This is a genomic window from Maribacter litoralis (genome assembly GCF_003075045.1).
GTDB lineage: Bacteria > Bacteroidota > Bacteroidia > Flavobacteriales > Flavobacteriaceae > Maribacter > Maribacter litoralis.
In genome coordinates this window covers 38574-61217 of the sequence record NZ_QCZD01000002.1, presented here as the reverse complement: position 1 = coordinate 61217, position 22644 = coordinate 38574, and the positions used below count along the sequence as shown (strand labels likewise).

Genomic DNA, 22644 nt, shown 5'->3' with positions numbered 1-22644 from the left:
AAGTAACGCTAAAGTTACATTTTTAAATAAAAATCTTTTGTCAAGTCTACATATTCAGTAGTATACCGATGTCTTTCAATTTCAATAATCAATTCAGAAGTTTCACAGTCTTTTTGTTCTTTAGAAAATGCCAACAGCACCCGCTTAACTTCTGCCTTAGGGTTACCTTTTACATGCAAACATTTATAGGGAAACAAGCCCAGCCCTACCGCCATATTTAAAAAAGCATCTTTTTCCTTGAAAGGAATTATAGTGGCAAACGTTCCGTTTTCCGCCAATAATTTGGCAGCGCCTTCTAAAAGTTCATCAAAAGGAAGAAATTCATTTTGCCTTGCTTGATCACGCTGTAAATTTCCAGATGCAACCGTTTCAGAATAAAAAGGCGGATTACATACTATTAACTCATATTCATCATCGATCTCATCAACAAATTCATCTAAACCGGCATGATAACAGTACAGTCGATCTCCCCAAGGGGAGCATTCAAAATTCTCCACACATTGCTCATAGGCTTCAGCATCGATTTCAAGAGCATCAATTACCTCTGCATTGCTCCTCTGAGCCAACATTAAAGCGATGACACCCGTACCTGCCCCAATATCAAGAATAGATATGGGCGAACCTATAATTGGCGCCCAAGCACCCAACAGAACACCGTCTGTACCAATTTTCATAGCACAACGGTCTTGTTCAATATTGAATTGTTTAAATTTAAATAGCTTGCTCAACGTAATTTATTTCTAAAATTAGTAGAAAATTTTAGTCCGTCAGGTTATTGAGTATTCTACTTTTGGCATCGGCTAAATAGCTTCTTCCAATAGTATATCTAATACCCCCAATCTCCACACTATTACCTTCTACTACACTTACTTTATCAACGGCTATAGTGTACGAACGGTGTATTCTAATAAAATTATCACCAGGTAGCTCATCCGTAAAGCTACTTAAGGTTCTATGAATAATATATTTAGCGGTAGGTGTAATAATCCTGATATAGTCCTTAAGGCTTTCTATCACCATAATCTCATCAAGGTAAATTTTCTGCAATTTCTTTTTATCCACCTTAACAAAAATGGAAGGCTTCTCATCTTTGTCAGCACCACCATTATTGCCTATTTTCCTAAGACCGATGATACGATCAACAGATTTGAAAAATCGAGGTAATGAAATTGGTTTCACCAAATAATCAATAGCCTCCAGTTCAAAACTCCTTAAGGCATGCTCTTCATGAGCGGTTGTCATAATTACAAAAGGTTTTTTGTGCAAGGTGCTTAAAAACTCCAATCCGTCAAGAAAAGGCATATTAATATCCAAGAACATAATATCTACCTCGTTATCCCTTAAAAAAGTAGATGCATCCAAAGCATTGGAAAAAGTACCGACCAGCTGCAATTCTTTCACCCTCAGTATATAGTTCTTAATCACATTTACCGCCAATGGCTCATCATCTACTACTATTACTTTTAAAATCATATTACCTTAAGCTTTAAAAACACATTGAACATTTTATCCTCCTCGAAAATCTTTAAATCATATTCGTTCTTCGCATACCCCAGCTCCAACCTTTTTTTGACATTAGAAAGACCTATGCCTCCTCTTTTTACAGGGTATACGTATTCTTTGTTTACAAGTGGAATAGAGTTGGACACTTTAAAATCCATCCAATCATCATCAACCTTTACATCAATCTTAATTTTCATATCCCCTATATTCTTACTAGCCCCATGTTTAAAGCAATTCTCAATAAGGGGAATCAATAGCATTGGTGGTATTTTACAATTATCTAGATTACCAGATATATTCATATCTATCTTCAACGAATCATCGAACCTAATACGTTCCAAATCTATGTAATTTCTAATACAATTAATTTCACTGGTTAAATCTTGCCTCTGTTTCTTCGTTGCGTATAGTAAATAGCGCATTAGTTCTGAGAGTTTCAAAATTACCTCTGGGGCTTGATCAGATTTTTCTAAGGTCAATGAATAAATATTATTCAATGTATTAAAGAAAAAATGGGGTGATACCTGCGACCTCAAAAAGCGAAGTTCTGTCTTAAGTTGTCGCTTCTCTAAATCGTGTAGTTTACTACTTTCCCTCAACCAATCTATAGTCAGTTTTATCGCCGTAAAGAAAGAGATTACATAAACTTCGCCTATCATAGTTTGCACGGCATAGCCAATAGTAAGGGTATTGATAACTTCTGGTCCTTCTGGCATTACATCTGTACTCACCAAATAATAGGTAAGATTATATTTCACCAAAAGCATTATAAACAATGATAGCAGTATATACACCGTATACTCCAAATACCTCTTTGTATAAATAAACTTGGGCATTAGGTAATAGGCATTTAAATATGCCAAAAACATATGAATAGGAAAACCGATAAGGTTAGTTCGTAAAGAAAGTAAGAAATCGTCATGTATAAACGTCCACCTAAAAGTATTGAAGACAAAATAGACCGACCAAAATAAAATATGGTGCCAAGGTTTGATCTCACTGGTACCAAAAAATTTGGGCCTTCTCAATAACTTCATTAATCTAATATCCATAGGCTTCAAACACTAATTTTATTCTGCCCTAATATGACGTTGGGCAACGATCCATAGTTGTTAGGCTAAAAATATTCAGTTTACGAAGAATTTTAAAAATATTCAACAATAATCTCAGAATAACCATAAAAGCTAATTATTGCTAAATGTAGTTAAAACAACTTGAGCAAAAGCGCATTTTAAAAGTCTAAACAAAAGACAAAGCTTTATACTGCAATACTGTTTTTGGTGCCTAGCACTGCTAAATATAGAAGTTAGCCTAATTAATTGCTTCTATTTTCCCTATTCTTTAGGTTATGAGTTAGACAACAAGAACAGACCAAAATATTAGGCTATGGAAATAACCGATAAAAAATCACTAAAAACAAAGAAAGCCATAGCATTACTATTGTTTCTTATCTATCTTGGTGCAATATCATTGATAGCTCAAGAAACACCACGTACCTATATAGCAGAAAACACAACTGAACCTATTTCAATTGATGGTAAAATGAACGAAGATGCATGGCAGTCTGCTAACTGGTCAAGTAACTTCATTGATATAGAAGGCATTAAAAAACCTACTTACCCTACAAAGTTTAAAATGTTATGGGACCAACAGTACATGTACTTTTTTGCACAACTTGAAGAGTCCCATGTTTGGGCTAACTTAAAGCAAAGAGACACCATTATCTTCTACAACAATGATTTTGAAATATTTATAGATCCAGATGGTGATACCCATAATTATTATGAATTCGAGATGAATGCCCTAAATACCATTTGGGATCTGTACCTATCAAAACCCTATAGAAATCATGGGTATATTATGGATGGATGGGATTTTAAGGGAATTGAAACAGCAGTGAATATAAATGGTACATTAAATAACTCATCTGACATAGATAAAGGGTGGAACATTGAAATAGCCATTCCATGGTCATTTACCACAGCCCCGGGCGGTACTACCAAAGTACCAGAAAATGAATTTTGGAGAATCAACTTTTCTAGGGTTAACTGGGACTTTGATTTAAACAACGGCAAGTATTACAGAAAGAAAGATTCAAATGGGAAATTTTTACCCGAATATAATTGGGTCTGGTCTCCACAAGGGGTAATAAATATGCACGAGCCAGAACATTGGGGCTATGTATACTTTAGTAAAGATGATTCTAAAACATTTACTATTCCCGAAGACGAACATATAAAATGGTATATGTACCAATTGTACAGAAACGTCAAGAACAAAAATGAACAAGGCTGGAACCTTAAAAACGGAAAACTTCAAAGAGAAGCTAAAATAATAAAGGGAAAACCAGTCATTGCGGTTTTAGAAAAGAATAATTTTGGCTTCGACATTTGGGTGAAAAGTCCTTTCACAAATAATCAACTAGTTATACATACCGACGGAAAATTTGAAACCTACCATGAACAAACCAACTAAATTCTTTCACTTTCTAACACTTTTTATTCCATTACTTATTGTTTCCTGTGAAAACAAACCACAAAAAGAAGTGGCAGAAACTATTACAAATAGTACAACCACAACTAAAGAATCAAATTTTAAACTTTGGACATGGACCACAGCTGACAAATCTAGAACAGACGAATCATTTGATGAAGAGTTTAAAAAATATGGAGAAAATGGTTTGGACGCCATTTTAATCAACACCTATGGTGATCCAGAATTACTAGCCCGTTTAGTACCTATAGCCAAAAAGCATGATCTTGAAGTACATGCATGGATGTTTACCATGAACCGCCCAGGTGATAAGGTTGCAGAGCAGCACCCAGAGTGGTATGCCGTAAGTAGGGATGGAAAATCTTGCTATGACGAACCACCTTATGTGGGTTATTACAAATGGCTTTGCCCGACCCGAAAAGAATCTAGAGAGCATATTCTTGGTTTAATAGAAGGTTTATCTAAAGTAGAAGGCGTAGCTAGCTATCATTTAGATTATATACGATATTCAGATATTTTTCTTCCTATTGGACTGCTACCAAAATATGATTTAAAACAGGAGACAGAATTGCCAAGATATGATTTCTGTTACTGTGATGTTTGTACAGCGGAATTTGAAAAAATACACCATAAAAACCCAAAGGACTTTACAAATCCTGCAATAGATATGGAATGGAAAAATTTCCGCCTAAATAAAATAAAATCGATTGTAGATGAGGCATATAAAATCACCCATGAAAACGGCAAAATACTAACGGCCGCTGTATTCCCCTATCCAGAAATGGCAGACCATATGGTACGCCAACGTTGGGACAAATGGAAAGTAGATGCCGTTTTACCTATGATCTATAATAAATTCTATAACGAAGAAATAGATTGGATCGGTTATGCCACAAAACAAGGCGTAGCAGATTTAGAAGGTAGAGACACAGAATTACACACGGGTATTTATGTTCCAGAAATGACTGTTAATCAACTTAACGAAGCTATTCATCAAGCAAAAAGCAATGGTGCAAATGGTGTCTCTTTTTTTGACGGACCAGCAATTACAGATGAACAATGGCAGGTTATTAGGGCATTACAAAACCCTTAAGAATTGTTTCATTAGTAAAAATTTTCTTTTTGTTAACACGTTGTTAAGCTTTTCACAACAGTTATTTGTCGAAATTTTTAATGATTGAGTGGGGAATGGTTCAACTTATGACAGTATTTTATACAAACTAACTTAACTCACTTATTTATGTACAAAAAATTCTCAAGTTTTTTGACCGTTGCATTACTGCTTTTTTTTCAGGCGGTAATAGGTCAAAGTAAAAGCGTTTCTGGTGTTGTCACAGACGATACCGGTATACCTTTGCCAGGTGTAAACGTTGTTGAAAAAGGCACAACAAACGGAACTTCTACTGATTTCGACGGTAATTACACAATCAACGTTGATGCAAATGCAACTTTGGTTTTCTCCTCTTTAGGGTATAAGACCAAAGAAGTTGGTGTTAACGGTAGATCTACCGTCAATACCTCAATTGCAGAAGATGCCAGTGAATTAGACGAAGTAGTAGTTACCGCATTAGGTATTCGTAAAGAAACCAAAGCATTAGGATACTCCTTAACGGAAGTTGATGCTGAAGAAATTTCTACTATCAAGACACCAAATGCCATTAACTCCTTACAAGGTAAAATTGCCGGTGTAAACATCTCTCAAAATGCTACCGGTGCAGCTGGTTCCAGTAGAGTAGTTATTAGAGGTGCAAGTTCATTATCTGGTAACAACCAACCACTTTATGTAGTGGATGGTATTCCGATCGGTAACGGCAATAATGGTTCAGCCAGTTTATGGGGTGGTTCAGATGGTGGTGATGGTATCTCAAGTTTAAATCCAGATGATATTGAATCCATTTCCGTACTTAAAGGTGGTGCGGCATCTGCACTGTACGGTTCTCGTGCTGCAGGTGGTGTTATTATCGTAACCACAAAATCTGGTAAAGGACAAGAAGGTTTTGGCATCGAAGTGGGTAGCTCTGTAACTTTTGACAAAGTAGACACTTCATTACAAGATTTTCAAACTGAATATGGACAAGGTGTTAGAGGTGTAAGACCATCTTCACAAAGTGCCGCATTAGAGGCAGGTAGTTCTTCTTGGGGAGAAGCTTATGATGGTGTAAATTCAACTCAGTTCGATGGTGTTTCAAGACCTTACTCTTATGTAGGTAATAACGTTGACAAATTCTATAGAACGGGATCTACTTTTATTAATACGGTTGCCATAACCAGTGCCAAAGAAGATTTGACCTATAGACTTTCTGCATCAAATCTAGATAATTCAGATGTACTACCAAATGCCGGCTTAAACAGAAAGTCTTTTTCTTTCAATTCTAGTGCAATATTAGGAGAAAAGATAACGAGCAGCGTAAATGCCAAGTACATTATAGAAAAGGTTAAAAACAGACCAAGACTTTCAGATTCTCCTGGTAATGCTAACTTTTCAGTGGCTTTGCTGCCAGGTAACATCGATGTAACTACGTTACAGCCATCTACAAATCCTGATGGTACTGAGAGACAATTCTCTAATAACACATTTTCCACAAACCCATATTTTGCAGCCTATAACTTCAACAATGAAGATGTTAGAAACAGAATAATTGCTTCTACATCTCTCCGTTATGATATTTTAGACTGGTTATCGTTAACCGGTAGAATTGGTATAGATAATGATATTATTAGAAGAACTTCTGTTGAACCTTACGGAACAGCTTACAAGCCATTAGGTGGTATAACAGAAGAAGAAAGAAGATACAATCAAGTTGATGCCGATTTAATATTAGCTGCAGAAAAAGATATTACAGATAAGTTTGCCATATCTGCATTAGTAGGTGCTAACAACAACCACGTTAAATCTGAAAATCTATATTTAGGCGGTAATGACTTTATTGTTCCAGGTTTAGAAGACATAGGTAATACAGTTAGCCAATCTCGTAGCAGAGAATATTCAGAAAGAAAAATTGGTTCTGTATATGGTTCATTAGAACTATCTTATGACCGTTGGGCATATGTTACCTTTACAGGTAGAAATGACTGGTTCTCTACATTATCCTTCCCGGGTAAAACTACTCCTAATGATGATTTCTACCCTTCAGTTAATGGTAGTTTGATATTATCGGATGCTTTTAACATGCCTTCTTTCGTTAGCTTCTTAAAATTAAGAGGTGGTTATTCTGAAGTTGCAGGTGGTGCTCAAGATCCTTACTCTTTGGCTTTGAACTATGAAATTTTCGGAATCCCAATTGACGGTCAGCCATTAGGTAGAGTTTCCGGTAGTACAGTTCCAAATGCCAATTTAGTTGCTTTTAGTAAAAGCGAAACGGAAGTTGGTTTAGATATGAGGTTCTTTAACAACCGCCTATCTTTTGATGTTGCTTACTATAGCAATGAAACAACAAATGATATTGTAAATGTATCAACATCTACGTATTCTGGTTATAACGGTGCTAGCGCAAATTTAGGTAAGGTAACCAATGAGGGTGTTGAATTCTTAATTAGTGGTTCGCCCATTAGAACAGATGACTTCTCTTGGAATATGACCGTAAATGGTGCTTATAATGAAGGCCTGGTAGTTGCTACTGACGATGTTGACTCTGATATTAACCTTGATGAACCAAGAACACAGAACGTAAGAATTACCCATATTGTTGGTGAAACCTATGGTTCTATAGTTGGTGTTTCTTACGAGCGTGATGATAACGGTACTATAGTTTATGAAGTAGGTGATGATGGTGTACCAAGAGCTGTTGAAGGAGAGCGTAAGATTTTAGGTGAAGGTGTACCACCATTGACATTAGGTTTTTCAAATTCATTTACTTACAAGAACTTCAATCTGAACTTTTTGATCGACGGAAAGTTTGGCGGACAGATATTTTCTGGCACCAACACGATCCTATATGGTAATGGTCTACATAAAAACACATTAGAAGGCAGAGAAAATGGGTTGACCGTATCTGGTGTTGACCAATCTGGAGCTGCATTTACAACGACAGTTGCACCAGAAAATTTAGCTGACTATTATGGTGAAATTGCAGATATCGCAGAAGAATTCGTTGAAGACTCTGATTATATTAAATTCAGACAATTAAGCTTGGGTTACTCCGTACCAAAGAAAGCCCTAGACAATGTATTTTTAACCAATGTTAATGTATCGCTTATCGCTTCTAACTTATTCTACATAAAAAGAAGTGTAGATAATATTGACCCAGAAAGTGCTTACACTGTTGGAAACTCTCAAGGTCTGGAATATTTTGGAGTTCCTTCTTCTAGAAGTTACGGTCTAACTATCAATGTAAAGTTTTAAAAGAGAACTATGAAAAAATCAATATATATACTAATGTTTGCACTACTTTCTGTAGGTGCATGTGATGATGGTTTTGAAGATTTGAATGTGAATCCAACAAAGCCAACCCAGGTAGATGCCAGTAATAAGCTAACTGCGGTGATGAAATTTATTTCTAGTGAAAGATATGACAACTGGAGAGCGGCCATGATCTATCAATCTACCATGATGCAACATGTGGCTACAACTGCTGGTTACTGGAGTGGTGATAAATATACATGGAACAAAGGTTATGCTTCATCTTTATTGGATCGCTATTATGAGAATGCCATTAAATCGATTGAAGATTTGACCTTTCAATTAGAAGAGGAAGAAGCTCCAGAAGAAATGAAGGCTATCGTAAAAATATTACGTGTCTTTGCTTACTCAAGGCTTACCGATCTATATGGCGATGTACCATATAGTGAGGCAGGTAAAGCAGTTATAGAAGGTATTTTTCTTCCTAAATATGATGCGCAAAGCGAAATCTACCCAGATTTATTGAACGAACTGGAAGAAGCTTCTGCTGCATTAGGTACTGGAGTATCTGAATTTGGTTCTGCAGATGTTATCTATAATGGTGATCAAGCGAAATGGAAAAAGTTAGCTAATTCCTTAATGTTACGTTTAGGTCTTAGGCTAATTAAAGTAGACCCTACAGCTTCACAAGCATGGGTTACAAAAGCTATTGACGGAGGTGTAATGACATCTAATGAAGATATCTTTTATCTGCAACACGATGCGGATAACAAAAATGGAATTGGCGAAGTGTTTACGGCTGATGGAAATCCAAGAATGAGCGATACGTTCATTAATTTATTAAAAGATGCAAACGACCCAAGGTTAACGGTATTGGCTTCGTTACCGGCACAGAAAATTATTTTTAAAGAAGATCCCGAGAACCCTGGTCTATTCATAGAGGATTATAGAGAAGATAGAACGGTGGAGGAAAGACTAGATCCAGACGCACAAAGAGGTCTGTCCAATGGTCAGGATCTTCCTATGCTACAAGAGCAAGATGTCGATCTTGATAATCTTTTCAGCAATTTAAACGACTACTCTGAGCCTAATCGCCTTTTAATAACTTCTGAAACCGCACCTATGATTTTTCAAACGTACGCAGAGGTAGAATTTATGCTTGCCGAAGCAAACGTAAGATGGGGTCTTGCAGGTGATGCAGAAACACATTACAACAACGGAGTAACCGCGGCGATGAAACAATTATCATTATATGGTGAAGGTGGTATTATTGCCGATGCTGCCATTGCAGATTATCTTGCTGCCAACCCATATGATGCAGGTAATGCACTAGAGCAGATCAACACCCAATATTGGGCAGCAACTTTCTTAAATGAATATGAATCTTTCTCTAACTGGAGAAGAACAGGTTTCCCTACACTTACACCGGTAAACTACCCTGGTAACGTAACCAACGGTACGATACCAAGAAGACTTACATATTCTGAAAGCGAACAAAGTAATAATCCTGATAACTATGCCGCTGCAATAGCCGCTCAAGGACCAGATGTTCTTACCACTAGAGTTTGGTGGGATGTCGAATAATAACAATTACGTTAGGTTTTTGAGTGAAACCTCTCATAATAGTTTTGAGTTAATTTTTTATTGAGTTTGAAAAGGAGGGGAAACTCTCCTTTTTTTGTATAAAATAGTATCTTGTAATCATGAAAATCAGGCATTTATTTTACTTCTGTTCCTTGTTAATTTTATGTTGTGAAAATGCTCCGGAAGAGACTAAGGCAACACCAAAATTATTTACACTTCTCCCTTCAAATGAAACGGGTGTCGATTTCAATAACATCATTAAAGATGATAAGGACAAAAACATATTTGCCTATGCAAACTTTTATGGTGGCGCAGGTGTGGGTATTGGTGATTTTAATAATGATGGGCTACAAGATATTTTCTTTGCTGGCAATATGGTACCAGATAAATTATACCTAAACAAGGGGAATTTAGTTTTTGAGGATGTTACCGAAAAAGCAGGTATTAAAAATTTTGAAGGATGGTCAACCGGCGTAACCATAGCCGATATCAATAATGACGGACACCAAGATATTTACGTAAGCAGAGAACTGTATGATGAAAACCCCGAATGGCGAAGAAACCTATTGTACTTAAATAAAGGCAATGGAACTTTTGAAGAAAAGGCTGAAGAATTATTGATTGCGAATACCGAAAGAACAAGACATGCTACTTTTTTAGATTTTGACAAAGACGGTCTATTAGATCTTTTCCTATTGACCCAACCACCAAATCCGGGTAGCCTTTCTCAATACCACAATGCAGACAATCTTCTTGTACCCCAATATGCACTAAAGCTTTACAAGAATAATGGCAATACCTTTGAAGATGTATCTAAAGCTGCAGGTATAGACCGTACGGGTTTTCCAAATGCAGTATCGGCAAGTGACATTAATAACGACGGATGGCCAGACCTCTATGTCGCCAATGATTTTTACGCTCCAGATTTTTTATTCCTCAACAATCAAGACGGTACGTTTTCAAGCATCGAAAAAAGTGCTCTAAAACAAACTTCGTACTACAGCATGGGTGTAGATGTTGCCGATATTAATAATGATCAAAACTTAGATGTTTTTGTGTTGGACATGGTTTCGGAAGACAACTTCAGGCTAAAATCAAACATGAGCGGTATGAACATTGATTCTTTTTGGAAAGTTGTAGAAGATGGTGGAGGCTACCAATACATGTACAATACCCTACAGCTTAACAATGGTAATGAAACCTTTAGCAACATAGCTCAGTTCACCGGTATGGCGGCAACAGATTGGAGCTGGTCTAACCTCATCGCCGATTTTGATAATGACGGGTTAAAAGATACTTATGTTACCAACGGACTGTTAAGGGATATTAGAAATACCGATGCGGACAAAAATGTTGCCAACTATATCAATACTACCAGGGCTCAATGGCTACAAAAAAATCCAAGGGCACAGAATATCAAAAGTATTTGGGATATTGTAGACCTTGAAAAAGCCGTCGGTATGGTACCATCACAACCTTTAAAAAACTATGCCTATCAAAACTTAGGAGATCTGGAATTTAAGAACAGATCTAATGATTGGGGACTAGATGAAGAGTCGTTCTCAAATGGGTCTGCTTATGCCGATTTGGACAATGATGGCGATCTAGATCTAGTAGTGAACAACATCAATAACGAAGCTTTTATTTACAGAAATAATTCAGAAAGCTTAGAAAATGGAAATTTCCTGAGAATTAAACTTATTGATCAAAACAATAGACCAACTTTTGGCACCAGGGTTAATCTATACACCTCAAAAGAGGTACAAACCATAGAAAGTACCAATGTAAGAGGCATATACTCTACCAGTGAATCAACCCTACATTTTGGACTGAACAGCCATAAAAAAATTGATAGCCTTATTGTGTTATGGCCTAATGGAAATACCACCATTAAAAAAAATATAGAAACTAATCAGTTGTTAGAGATTACATCAAACGAATTTGATGAAAATAAAGGTAGAACAGAAAAACCTAATCAATATCTGTTTGCCGATGTCACTGCAACTCAAAATGCAAAATTCAAGCATCAAGAGAACACTTTTAACGATTTTGAAAAACAGATATTACTACCCCATAAACTCTCACAATTCGGACCTGCGCTGACTGCTGGAGATATCAATAATGACGGTTTGGACGATTTCTATATTGGCGGTGCCGCAAACCAAGCTCCTATCCTGTTTGTTCAACAGAAAAATGGAAGTTTTAAAGAGAGTCAGACTACATTTTGGCAAAAAGAAGCAGGTTACGAAGATGTAGATGCTCTTTTTGTTGACATCAACAATGACGGATTAAAAGATCTTTATGTTGTTAGTGGTGGAAACGAATACCCAAAAAATGATTTTCATTACACCGATAGAGTTTACTTGAACCAAGGTAACGACACATTTAATAAAGGAGCTATTCTGAATGCGAACAGAATTAGTGGGTCAGTAGTAAAATTAGCGGATTATGATGGAGATGGCGACATAGATCTATTTGTAGGTGGCAGACATACGCCACATCAATATCCAAATCCAACTTCTAGCATGTTATTGGTGAATGACAACGGACAGCTTGTAAACAAAACAGAAACCCTATCGCCAGAGTTATTAAATATCGGTATGGTAACCGACGGTATTTGGACCGATTACGACCAAGACAATGACTTAGATCTCATAGTTGTTGGAGAATGGATGCCTATTACCATTTTTGAAAATAACCATGGGAACCTATCAAAAATCAATACCGAAGATTTTAAATCAAGTTACGGTTGGTGGTTCAGTATAGAACAAGGTGATTTTGATAATGATGGTGATCTGGACTATATAGCCGGCAACCTTGGTTTAAACTATAAATACAAAACCAGTCCAGACAAGCCTTTTGATGTTTACTACAATGATTTTGATTCCAACGGTAACGCAGACATCGTTCTAGGGTATTACAATAAAGAAAAACATTATCCTTTAAGAGGTTTTTCGTGTTCTTCAGAACAAATTCCTGCTTTAAAGAAAAAGATAGTAAAATATGACGCCTTTGCTTCTATGGAACTGAAAGATGTATACGGTGAAGAAAAATTAAAAAACTCGCTACACTACAGTGCAGATACATTTGCTTCAGTCTATATAGAAAATTTGGGGAACGGGCAATTTACAATTAGCAACCTACCTAATCTGGCACAACTTTCTAACATAAATGATATGCATGTAAGCGATTTTAATGGCGATGGGTGGCTAGATGTTCTTGCAGTAGGTAATTTATACGTTTCAGAAATAGAAACTCCAAGAAACGATGCCGGAACAGGAATTTTACTTTTAGGTAATGGTAAAGGAGCATTTACCGCTAAGAGAGGGTCGGAAACAGGATTTTTTGCTGATGGTGATGCAAAAAAACTGGTAGCCATAAACAACGGTCAAAACAACTACTTTCTTGTAGGAAACAATAATGATGAATTGCAATTTTTTAAACTACTGAAAAACTAATTAGTCAATACGCCCTGGAGACCTTGTTTCGTTACCCTCCATATCTAGCAGTGAGTCGCCTAATTTTTCACGCATATCATCCGCCAACTTCTGAATGGTCTTTACCACTTTTGGGTAAGCTGATGCTACATTTATTGTCTCGCTTTCATCGATTTCCAAATTGTAAAGTTCAATCTGCTTAAGATCGATCATTTTGTAATTTCCGGGAAAACCATCCTTGCCAGGCTTCTGACCGTTCATTGTTCTATACCGATGTGGAAAATATAATTTCCATTTGCCGTACCGAACACCGAAAAGTTCATTTACTCGGTAGTAAAAGAAATATGCCTCATGCGGACTCTCATTGGTCTTACCTGTAAATAGCGACCATGCACTTTTACCGTCTATCTCTTTTTCTGGTAAGTGAGCATTCGTTACCTCAGCAATTGATGGTAAAATATCAATGGCCATAACAGGGGCTTCGATAGTTGACCCTGCTTTAATTTCTTTCGGATATTTAATGATGAAAGGTTCTCTTTGTCCACCTTCCCATCCGGTTCCTTTACCCTCTCTAAAAGGTAAGGCACTACCAGAATGATTTCCGTATGCCAACCATGGTCCGTTATCAGAAGTAAAAATAACAATGGTTTTCTCTGTTAAACCATTCCTTTCTACTGCTTTAATAATTTCCCCAACAGACCAATCGAGTTCCATAATAACATCACCATACTTGCCTCTATTGGATTTTCCTTTAAACTTATCAGAAACGAATAAGGGTACATGGGGTTGCGGATGCGGAACATACAAAAAGAACGGATTCTCTTTATTGCGGTTAATGAAATCGACACTACGCTCGGTAATCTCCGTGGTTAAATTCGTTTGATCGGTAAGCGTGTCGATCACTTTTTGATTTTCATATAAAGGCAACGGACCAAAATCAAAAATAGGTCCTTGCTGTGGATGTAATGGCCACATATCGTTAGAATATGGAATTCCATAATATTCATCAAAACCTTGGTTGTTCGGCATAAATTGTTCTGCATCGCCCAGGTGCCACTTCCCAAAAATAGCGGTAGCATATCCTTCTTCCTTTAAAAGTTCTGCTAGTGTAGTCTCATCTGGATGCAGACCTACTTTACTGTTGGGCATAAAGGCATTATGAATACCGATTCTGTTTGGATAAACACCGGTTAAAATTCCCGCCCTAGAAGCGGAACACACCGCTTGGGCAGCATAAAAGTGGGTGAGTTTGGCTCCGTCTGCAGCCATTTGATCTAAGTTGGGAGTATCAATATCATCTGCACCAAAAACGCCCACATCATTATAACCCTGGTCATCAGTAAAAATCAAAATAACATTGGGCCTGTTCTTTTCAGCAGGCTTTATTTTCTGACCAGATATATGCTGAGAGATTACGGTAACCAAGAATAGAATGTAACATGATTTTAAACTCATAACAAACGTTTACAGATATTTAATGATCTATTTCAATGCCAGCCAATAACTTAATTCAGCACCACCTCATCAATAAAAATCCAGCTTTTACCACCTGGATCGGTATGCCAATCAGGATTTTTCAACGGACTCTTAATGGATAGCTTCACATATTTTGCATCGGTAGGCGCTATATCCAAATCGAAAAAAGTAAGTTTTACCTCAGCATTTGGTTCTTCATTACCCATATCTTTTCTACCCACCTCCTTATAATTAGCACCATCGTTAGAAACGGAAACTACAAAAGATGTGGGATAAAATATCCAACTTGCAGGTGCAGACAAAGCACCGATAGAAACTTTAGAAATAGATTGTTTTTTCTCTAATTCAACAACGGCATTTAAGTGTTTGCCTTCAAAACCCAACCAATTGCCATCAACAAAATTAACGGAACCCCGTTTTTGATCCATCAATGTTTTACCTTCTTGACCCTTGTATTTTTCATTAGGAACTGATAATAAATCTACATTTGCGTATGCGATATTATTTTTGATAAATGTACGCTCGGTAATATGACTAGGCTCCCACTCCTTTTTAGTCGCTATTGCTTTTACATTTGCTGTGGTCTCAAGCGTAATCTCGCCTTCATATTTTAAAGAAGATTCCGTAGGTTCCGAGCCATCAAGTGTGTAATAAATTTCCGTTCCCTCAAATAGACTTTCTATGGCTATTTTTAAACTCTCACTAAAAAAACTACGATCACTAATAATCGTTGGCGGGTCTAAAACGGTCGCTTTAAAAACATCTGCACCAATTCGCTGAATGGTCACGCTAGGCAAATCTTGTTGTAATTGTGCCAATCCATCCTCGGTAACTTCAGTTTTCCACAGATAAATATTGCGGAGTCTTTTATTTTCCTTCAATTCATCTATCAATTTATCCGTCACCGAACTACCATATAAATTCAAAGATTCCAAAAGCTCAAAATCACCAAGGTACTTACCAATATCATCGGTAACTTGGGTATGCTGCAATTTTAGTTTTAGCAGATTTTTAAACGGTTTCAATTCTGCCATCAAATCATTATTAAAATTGCTAAATCCTAAATCCATCTCAATAACATTAGGAGCATAATCTTCCAACATCTCCAAAGTTTCCTCGGTCACAGCATTCATACTTGCCATGTTCACCGTTAAAAGGTGGTTTGTACTAGATAACGTTTGCACAGATATACCTGCAGCCTTAACATTTTGCAACCATTCTTTTGGCACCTCAACAGCGTCTTTTGTCAAAAGTGCGATTGCAGAAGTATCTTGTTCCAAAGAAGTCAAAATAGTCGCCATTTTACCTTCTTTTGGCAACTCGTTTACCTTACATTCAAAGCAATTCTTATTCGCCATCCACCATTCAAGTAATGCCTTTTCATTATCTGAAAGCTGTACCTTTCCTTTTGGCGGCATATGATCATCATTATCTAAGGGCAGGTGTATTCTTTCTAAAAACAAGGCTTGTTCTTGACCGGAAATTGTATCGAATAAACTACCCGAATCACCACCTTTTAGAATCTCATTTGGTGTACTCATTAACAGTCCGCCTTTAGCCTTATTGGCATTATGGCAACTTACACACTTGTCATCCAATATGGGCTGAATTACTTGCGCATATACCTGGGCTTCTTGTATGTTCGTAATGACAAGTTCTTCTTTTTCTTCCATGAAAAGGTAATCTTCGCCATGCGTCATATTACCACCAAAGTGCCCTGTAAGACTAATCAGAGCCAATACCAATAAAAACATTGGAATATAGGTTTTGCTCACCCATTCTATTTTGCTTCGTTTCACCAAGTATAACAGTACCGTGGTAACGGTAAACGCAACCGCCATCCATCTATGTAGAAAGAGCGAATCTTCATCATAGCCACTTTCTTCACCTAGCAACCAACCAGTACCCAATGACAACAAAGCCGTTACACCAGCTACCAACAACGTAAATTCTACAACTTCGTTAAAAGCGTCTTTTGATTTTAACCTGCCATATACCTCTAAAATAAAGGCAAGCATGATGATACCTATGGGCAGGTGAACAAAAAGCGGGTGTAGGTGTCCTATCTGTATTCCTAATTGTATCATGCTATTGTATAATTATTTCATCAATAAAAACCCAAGGAGTGGTTCCTTTGCCTTGGTGCCATTCCGGTATTTCTTCAAGCGGATAAATTACTACTTTTAAGGTATCGTAAATCCCTTTTTTAACCGGTACGTTTAAAAATGTTGCCTTGTTCAATGTTTCTTTTTTACTCTTAGGATATGTCATTTCCCCAATTAAAGAGTCCCCATGAAAAACCTCGACCTTACCTGGTGCAAATATCCAATTGGATTGATTGGTTAACGCACTCACCACAATTTTATGAACGGTACTATTTTTTTTAAGCAGAAGGGATGCGGATATTTTTTCCGTTTGATACCCCAACCATTGTTTATCACCTCCAAATTGAACACTGCCTTTCTTTAAATCCATTATTCCCGCAGATCCCATTCCTGAATATTTTTCACTGGGAGCAGGAGTAATCTCTATCTGTTTAATAGCACTATTTCTTGAAATTTTCACCACTTCGAGCTGTACTTCATCGCTTTCTTTATAATCCGGATGAAACATTTTTGCCTTTACAATAGCACTCTCGGTAATTTTCAATGGTTTGGTAAACACCTGTGAATTCAGAATTACCGCACTACCATCTAAGGTATATTTTATTGTCGCATTAGGCATATCCAAACCAAAATTCAGGGTGGTGTACGAATCAAAAAAAATAGATGAAACTTGAATTCGAGGATCGGATAATTTAAACATCTCAGTAGATGCGAATTCTGTATTTTGAGAAATACATGCTTGGCACAACATGAGCATTGCGAATATGGAATAAAAAGTACGCTTGATCATATTCTATTAAGTTTTATAGGATATGTTTTCCCTGAATTCCATTGAGCAACATACAAATTATCATCATCGTCTACACAAACATCATGCGGATGGGTAAATATTTTGATGGATTGATACATGGGTTCCAAGCCGTTTTCTCCATATACCGGAGTACATCCGCCTGGTGCGGAAATCAGTTTGTTATTTTTATCCAAAATAGAAATGAATCCTGTACCATCTGATCCGTCTCCAGACCAAATGGTTGCCAAATAAACGTTCTCGCCTTTAATTACGGGTCTACAAATATATGCTCCGGGCAAATCTATACTTGCAATAAATTCACCGTCCATAGTAAACCGCTTTAGCTTATTTTGCTGCCTGGCGGTAATTAAAAGCTCAGGTAATTTACCTCCGCGGGTATCAATGCAAATGCCGTGTGCATTATTAAACAGATGATCTTCATCTCCTCTACCACCAAAAGTCTGTAACAATTTACCTTTGGCATTATAACGCATTATGTATTGCTCCCCGTACCCATCGGCAATATAGACATCTCCATTCTCCGCGATTGTGGTTTCAGTAGGTATATATTGTTCTTTACCAATATATTTTCCAGATTCCTTGGGATATGAAAATACCTGTACCACTTTACCATCAATGGTAGTTTTGATCACCTCATGCCGATTATTATCGGCGATATATAAATAATCCTCCCCATTTTCCACGTTCAAAGTGAGTCCGTGTGCACCGGGGTAATCCGTTCCCCAAGCTTCCAACAAATTCCCCGAACGGTCATAAACAATGATGTTATTTTTGGTGTGATTTGTAAGCAACAAAATTCTGCCTTTAGAATCTTGCACCATCTCATGGCAATCGTTCACCGGGTAGTAATTAGGATTTAAGGCACCCCAATTCAAATCAATCTTATATTGATGACTACCGTGACCAATAATGGCATCTTTATATTCCAATATATTTGCGCCAACAGAAGAGCACGTTAGTATTCCTGCAGATGCAGTGGCTGTATTTATAATGAATGTTCTTCTTTGCATTATGATAAAATATCTTTGACTACATGACCCTCTACATCGGTTAATCTAAATCGTCTACCTTGATATTTATAGGTGAATTTCTCGTGGTCAATTCCCAATTGATGCAACATAGTAGCTTGAAAATCATGTACATGAACAGGGTTCTTGGTTATGTTATATCCAAAATCATCGGTTTCACCGTACACAATACCAGGTTTAATTCCACCACCTGCCATCCACATGGTAAAACACCTTGGGTGGTGATCTCTACCGTAATTGGTATCGGTAAGCAAACCTTGCGAATAATTGGTTCTACCAAATTCTCCTCCCCATACCACCAAGGTATCTTCTAAAAGTCCTCGTTGCTTTAAATCGGACACTAGGGCAGCTGAAGCCTGATCTACATCTTTTGCTTGCTTTTCTATAGCTCCCGGAAGGTTATCGTGCTGATCCCACCCCATGTGGTACAATTGAATAAAGCGAACATCTTTCTCCGCCAAACGTCTTGCCAAAAGGCAGTTCGCAGCGAACGTACCCGGTATTTTAGCATCAGACCCGTACATTTTATAAATATAATCGGGCTCCCCTTCGGTATCCATTACATCCGGCACAGAAGTTTGCATTCTATATGCCATTTCATACTGCGCAATTCTACTTTGAATTTCAGGGTCGTTAGATTCTTGATAGTGTTGATCATTCAATTCCGCCAACTTATCCAACATTGATCGTTTTACATCTGCGGTAGTTCCTTTTGGATCGTTCAAGTATAACACAGGGTCTTTTGCCGCTCTAAACTGCACCCCTTGGTGTAGGGAATGTAAAAATCCGTTACCCCAAAGACGTGTGTACAACGGCTGTCCGTTAGGTCTACCAGAACCTCTTGAAAGAAGCACCGTAAAAGCGGGCAAGTTTTCATTCTCGCTACCCAAACCATAACTCAACCACGAACCAATACTTGGTCTACCTGGTTGCTGTGAACCAGTTTGAAAGAACGTAACCGCAGGGTCATGGTTAATCGCCTCTGTATACATTGATTTTACGATACAGATATCATCTACAATTTTGGCTGTATACGGCAATAAGTCACTGATATGCGTACCATTTTTACCATATTGTTGAAATCCGAAATTCGAGCCTACTAATGGAAATCTATCTTGACCAGAAGTCATACCCGTTAGTCGTTGCCCGTTTCTTATAGATTCTGGTAAATCTTCACCTCTACGTTTATTTAAAAGGGGTTTATAATCAAATAGCTCCAATTGCGATGGACCTCCACTTTGAAACAAATAAATTACTCTTTTTATTTTTGAAGGATGATGCAGGGAATCCAATACTCCCTTTACTCCTGCCGGACCACTATCTGCCGTATACAATCCATTTTCGCCTTTTCTAAACAAGTTGGTACCTAATAAAGAAGCCAAACCAATTCCGCCAACTCCCATAGCCGCTTTTCCTAAAAAAGAGCGTCTATTCAATATCAGTGACCGTTCCTCAACTATTTTCTTTTCGCTCATAATCAGCCTCTATTTATGGTTTCGTCTAAATTCAATATGGTGTGTGCCGTGAGTGTCATAGCCACCAATTTATCCTTGTTCAAATCAGCAGGTACTTCACTTCTACCTATGCTTAAATACTCAATTGTAGAAATTTCACCGCTCTCTACCTTTGCCAGCATTTCACTATAGTAATCGGTTAAAGATTGTACTTCAGTTTCATTTGGTAAGCGCGAAGTAGCTTTGTAAAACAATGTTTTGATCTGCTCATTTTCTGCATTTGGGTGCGCTTCCATTTCACCAACGGCAGCTACTCTTGCAGCTTCCACTATTTGTGGATCGTTCAACAAGACTAAAGCTTGTAACGGAGTATTCGTTTCTTGTCTTTTAACCGAACAGTAATCTCTAGAGCTACTATCAAAAGTCATCATACTTGGTGGTGGCACGGTGCGTTTCCAAAAAGTATAGATACTTTTTCTATACACATCATCACCTTCGCTTAATGTATATGATGCGGTACTACCGCCGCCGCCACCTGTAGTTTCTTCCCAAATTCCTTCGGGCTGATAAGGTTTTACACTGGGTCCGCCAACTTCTCTATTCAACAATCCGCTAAATGCCAATGCTTGATCGCGAATAGCTTCAGATGATAATCGTAAACGAGAAGCTCTTGCTAAATATTTATTCTCTGGATCTTGTTCTAGTTTCTCCGGAGGTGCCTTGGTGTCTTGGCGGTATGCTTCTGACATGGCAATGTACTTCAACATTTTTCTGGTATCCCAACCTTCATTTTTATATTTAATGGCTAAATAATCTAACAATTCCGGATGCGTAGGTAAAGAACCTTGGTTACCAAAATCGAACGAAGAAGCCACAATAGCACTACCGAACATACGTTGCCACAATCTATTGACCGCAACTCTAGCCGTTAATGGGTGTTCATCTTCAAACAACCATTTTGCCAAGCCTAATCTATTCTTCGGATAATCATTGAAGGGTAAAATGGATTCAGGAGTATCAGGATATACCTCTTCGCCATATTGATCATAAATACCCCTTTCTAAAATATAGGTATTACGAGGTTTATCCATTTCTTTCATGACCATTACCGGTACTTCTTTCATCTCACTTTTTTCAAGATTGATAAATCCGAGGATATCATCAACCTCTTTTGGAGTCACTTTTATATATGGTTCAGGCAATTCCGCTGCATTTGCCAACAGACCTTTTTCAGGAATATTATTAAAGAAACTATAAAACTGAAAATGCTCTTTTTGACTTATAGGATCATATTTATGATCATGACAGCGTGCACATTCTAGGGTAAGACCTAAAAATGCGGTACCTAACGTGGTATTTCTATCTTCAACATATTCAACCCGGTATTCTTCAGGAATCACCCCGCCTTCGGCAGTTATCTTATGATTCCTGTTAAAACCGGTAGCTAATATTTGTTCAAGGTTAGCATTTGGCATTAAATCGCCTGCCAATTGATATGTTACGAACTGATCATAGGGCATATTCTCCTTAAACGCGTGAATTACCCAATCTCGCCAAGGCCACATGGTACGCTCAAAATCATCTTGATATCCGTGGGTATCGGCATAACGGGCTATATCCATCCATTCGGCAGCCATATTTTCAGCATAATCAATAGAAAGCAACAGAGAATCTATGACTTCCTCATACATTTCTTCAGAAGGATCGGCAGCGAACTTTTGCAATTGCTCCAACGTAGGCGGCAAACCGGTTAAATCAAATGTAATTCTGCGCAATAATTTTTCACTACTGGCCCTATCACTGGGACTCATACCTTTTTCTTTCATCTTATTTAAGACAAAGGCATCAATTTCATTGTTTCCCCAAGCTTGCTCATCATTATTTTCAGGAACTTCTTGTGGTGTTGGCGGTATAAATGCCCAATGCGTTTTATACTCTGCCCCCTGCTCTATCCATTTTTCTAAAATTTCTTTTTCAAAATCTTCTAAAACAAGGTTAGATTCCGGTGGCGGCATTATTAAGTTTGCATCATTACTATTAATACGCTCTACCAAACTACTTTTCGAAGCATCGCCGGGTACAATGGCAGCATGGTCTTTTAACTCGCCTAATGCTTTATAAGCTTCTTCTGCCGAGTGTAGGGAAAGATTACCTTCTACGGCATTTTTATCAGGACCGTGGCATATAAAGCAACGATCAGAAAGAATTGGCTTAACATGAAAAGTAAAATCGATTTTTTCTGGAACACTATTTAAACTAGCTCCATCTGCTAAGGCAATTGTCTTTTCTGTTTCCGATGCACAACTGAATATTAAACAGCATGCAAAAACGACGGAAACAACTTTGAACAATTGGTTCATTAAATTCATTGTCATTGGTGGAGGTTTTTGATAACTGCAATGAACTTACAAACT

General features: G+C 37.5%; 14 protein-coding genes. 5 read left to right on the top strand and 9 right to left on the bottom strand.

What is annotated here, in order from left to right; all coding sequences use genetic code 11:
• Positions 1 to 14 precede the first annotated feature (14 nt).
• From DCS95_RS07585 to DCS95_RS07575, 3 genes are read right to left on the bottom strand one after another with little or no spacing between them, the layout of a single operon-like run.
• Entirely contained in the window at positions 15 to 728 is a 714-nt protein-coding gene (locus DCS95_RS07585) for a tRNA1(Val) (adenine(37)-N6)-methyltransferase (RefSeq protein WP_116770219.1), read from the bottom strand.
• 31 nt (positions 729 to 759) lie between these two features.
• Entirely contained in the window at positions 760 to 1473 is a 714-nt protein-coding gene (locus DCS95_RS07580; RefSeq protein WP_116770218.1) for a LytR/AlgR family response regulator transcription factor, read from the bottom strand.
• Complete coding sequence (locus DCS95_RS07575) at positions 1470 to 2555, bottom strand: sensor histidine kinase (RefSeq protein ID WP_116770217.1); 1086 nt, start codon at positions 2553 to 2555, stop codon at positions 1470 to 1472. Before DCS95_RS07575 ends, DCS95_RS07580 begins: the two co-directional genes overlap by 4 nt.
• A 334-nt stretch (positions 2556 to 2889) precedes the next feature.
• Between DCS95_RS07575 and DCS95_RS07570 the strand changes: the two genes are divergently transcribed.
• The 5 genes from DCS95_RS07570 (at position 2890) to DCS95_RS07550 (ending at position 13377) form a co-directional block, all read left to right on the top strand.
• Positions 2890 to 3978, top strand: a complete 1089-nt coding sequence (locus DCS95_RS07570) for a carbohydrate-binding family 9-like protein (protein ID WP_116770216.1) — start codon at positions 2890 to 2892, stop codon at positions 3976 to 3978.
• Positions 3962 to 5089, top strand: a complete 1128-nt coding sequence (locus tag DCS95_RS07565; RefSeq protein WP_116770215.1) for a family 10 glycosylhydrolase — start codon at positions 3962 to 3964, stop codon at positions 5087 to 5089. Before DCS95_RS07570 ends, DCS95_RS07565 begins: the two co-directional genes overlap by 17 nt.
• A gap of 147 nt (positions 5090 to 5236) precedes the next feature.
• Complete coding sequence (locus DCS95_RS07560) at positions 5237 to 8338, top strand: SusC/RagA family TonB-linked outer membrane protein (protein ID WP_116770214.1); 3102 nt, start codon at positions 5237 to 5239, stop codon at positions 8336 to 8338.
• A 9-nt stretch (positions 8339 to 8347) separates the two neighbouring features.
• Complete coding sequence (locus tag DCS95_RS07555) at positions 8348 to 9919, top strand: SusD/RagB family nutrient-binding outer membrane lipoprotein (protein ID WP_116770213.1); 1572 nt, start codon at positions 8348 to 8350, stop codon at positions 9917 to 9919.
• A gap of 119 nt (positions 9920 to 10038) precedes the next feature.
• Positions 10039 to 13377, top strand: coding sequence for a VCBS repeat-containing protein (locus DCS95_RS07550; RefSeq protein WP_116770212.1), 3339 nt, complete (start codon positions 10039 to 10041; stop codon positions 13375 to 13377).
• On the opposite strand, the gene DCS95_RS07545 is transcribed toward DCS95_RS07550, so the two are convergent.
• Genes DCS95_RS07545 through DCS95_RS07520 form a run of 6 tightly spaced genes read right to left on the bottom strand, consistent with a single transcriptional unit; the run spans position 13378 to position 22605 of the window.
• Positions 13378 to 14811 (bottom strand): sulfatase family protein, encoded by a 1434-nt coding sequence (locus tag DCS95_RS07545; protein WP_116770211.1) that lies wholly within the window; start codon positions 14809 to 14811, stop codon positions 13378 to 13380.
• Positions 14812 to 14861: 50 nt separating this feature from the next.
• Positions 14862 to 16919 carry a chitobiase/beta-hexosaminidase C-terminal domain-containing protein gene (locus tag DCS95_RS07540; RefSeq protein ID WP_116770210.1) on the bottom strand — a complete coding sequence of 686 codons (2058 nt, stop codon included), beginning with the start codon at positions 16917 to 16919 and terminating at the stop codon, positions 14862 to 14864.
• A 1-nt stretch (position 16920) separates the two neighbouring features.
• Positions 16921 to 17727: a chitobiase/beta-hexosaminidase C-terminal domain-containing protein gene (locus DCS95_RS07535; protein ID WP_116770209.1), complete on the bottom strand. Its 807-nt coding sequence runs from the start codon at positions 17725 to 17727 to the stop codon at positions 16921 to 16923.
• Entirely contained in the window at positions 17724 to 18758 is a 1035-nt protein-coding gene (locus DCS95_RS07530) for an NHL repeat-containing protein (protein ID WP_116770208.1), read from the bottom strand. The genes DCS95_RS07535 and DCS95_RS07530 overlap by 4 nt, the downstream gene beginning before the upstream one ends.
• Complete coding sequence (locus DCS95_RS07525) at positions 18758 to 20251, bottom strand: DUF1501 domain-containing protein (protein WP_116770207.1); 1494 nt, start codon at positions 20249 to 20251, stop codon at positions 18758 to 18760. Before DCS95_RS07525 ends, DCS95_RS07530 begins: the two co-directional genes overlap by 1 nt.
• A 2-nt stretch (positions 20252 to 20253) precedes the next feature.
• A complete protein-coding gene (locus DCS95_RS07520; protein ID WP_208630753.1) occupies positions 20254 to 22605 on the bottom strand; it encodes a PSD1 and planctomycete cytochrome C domain-containing protein in 2352 nt (783 codons plus the stop codon).
• Positions 22606 to 22644 lie beyond the last annotated feature (39 nt).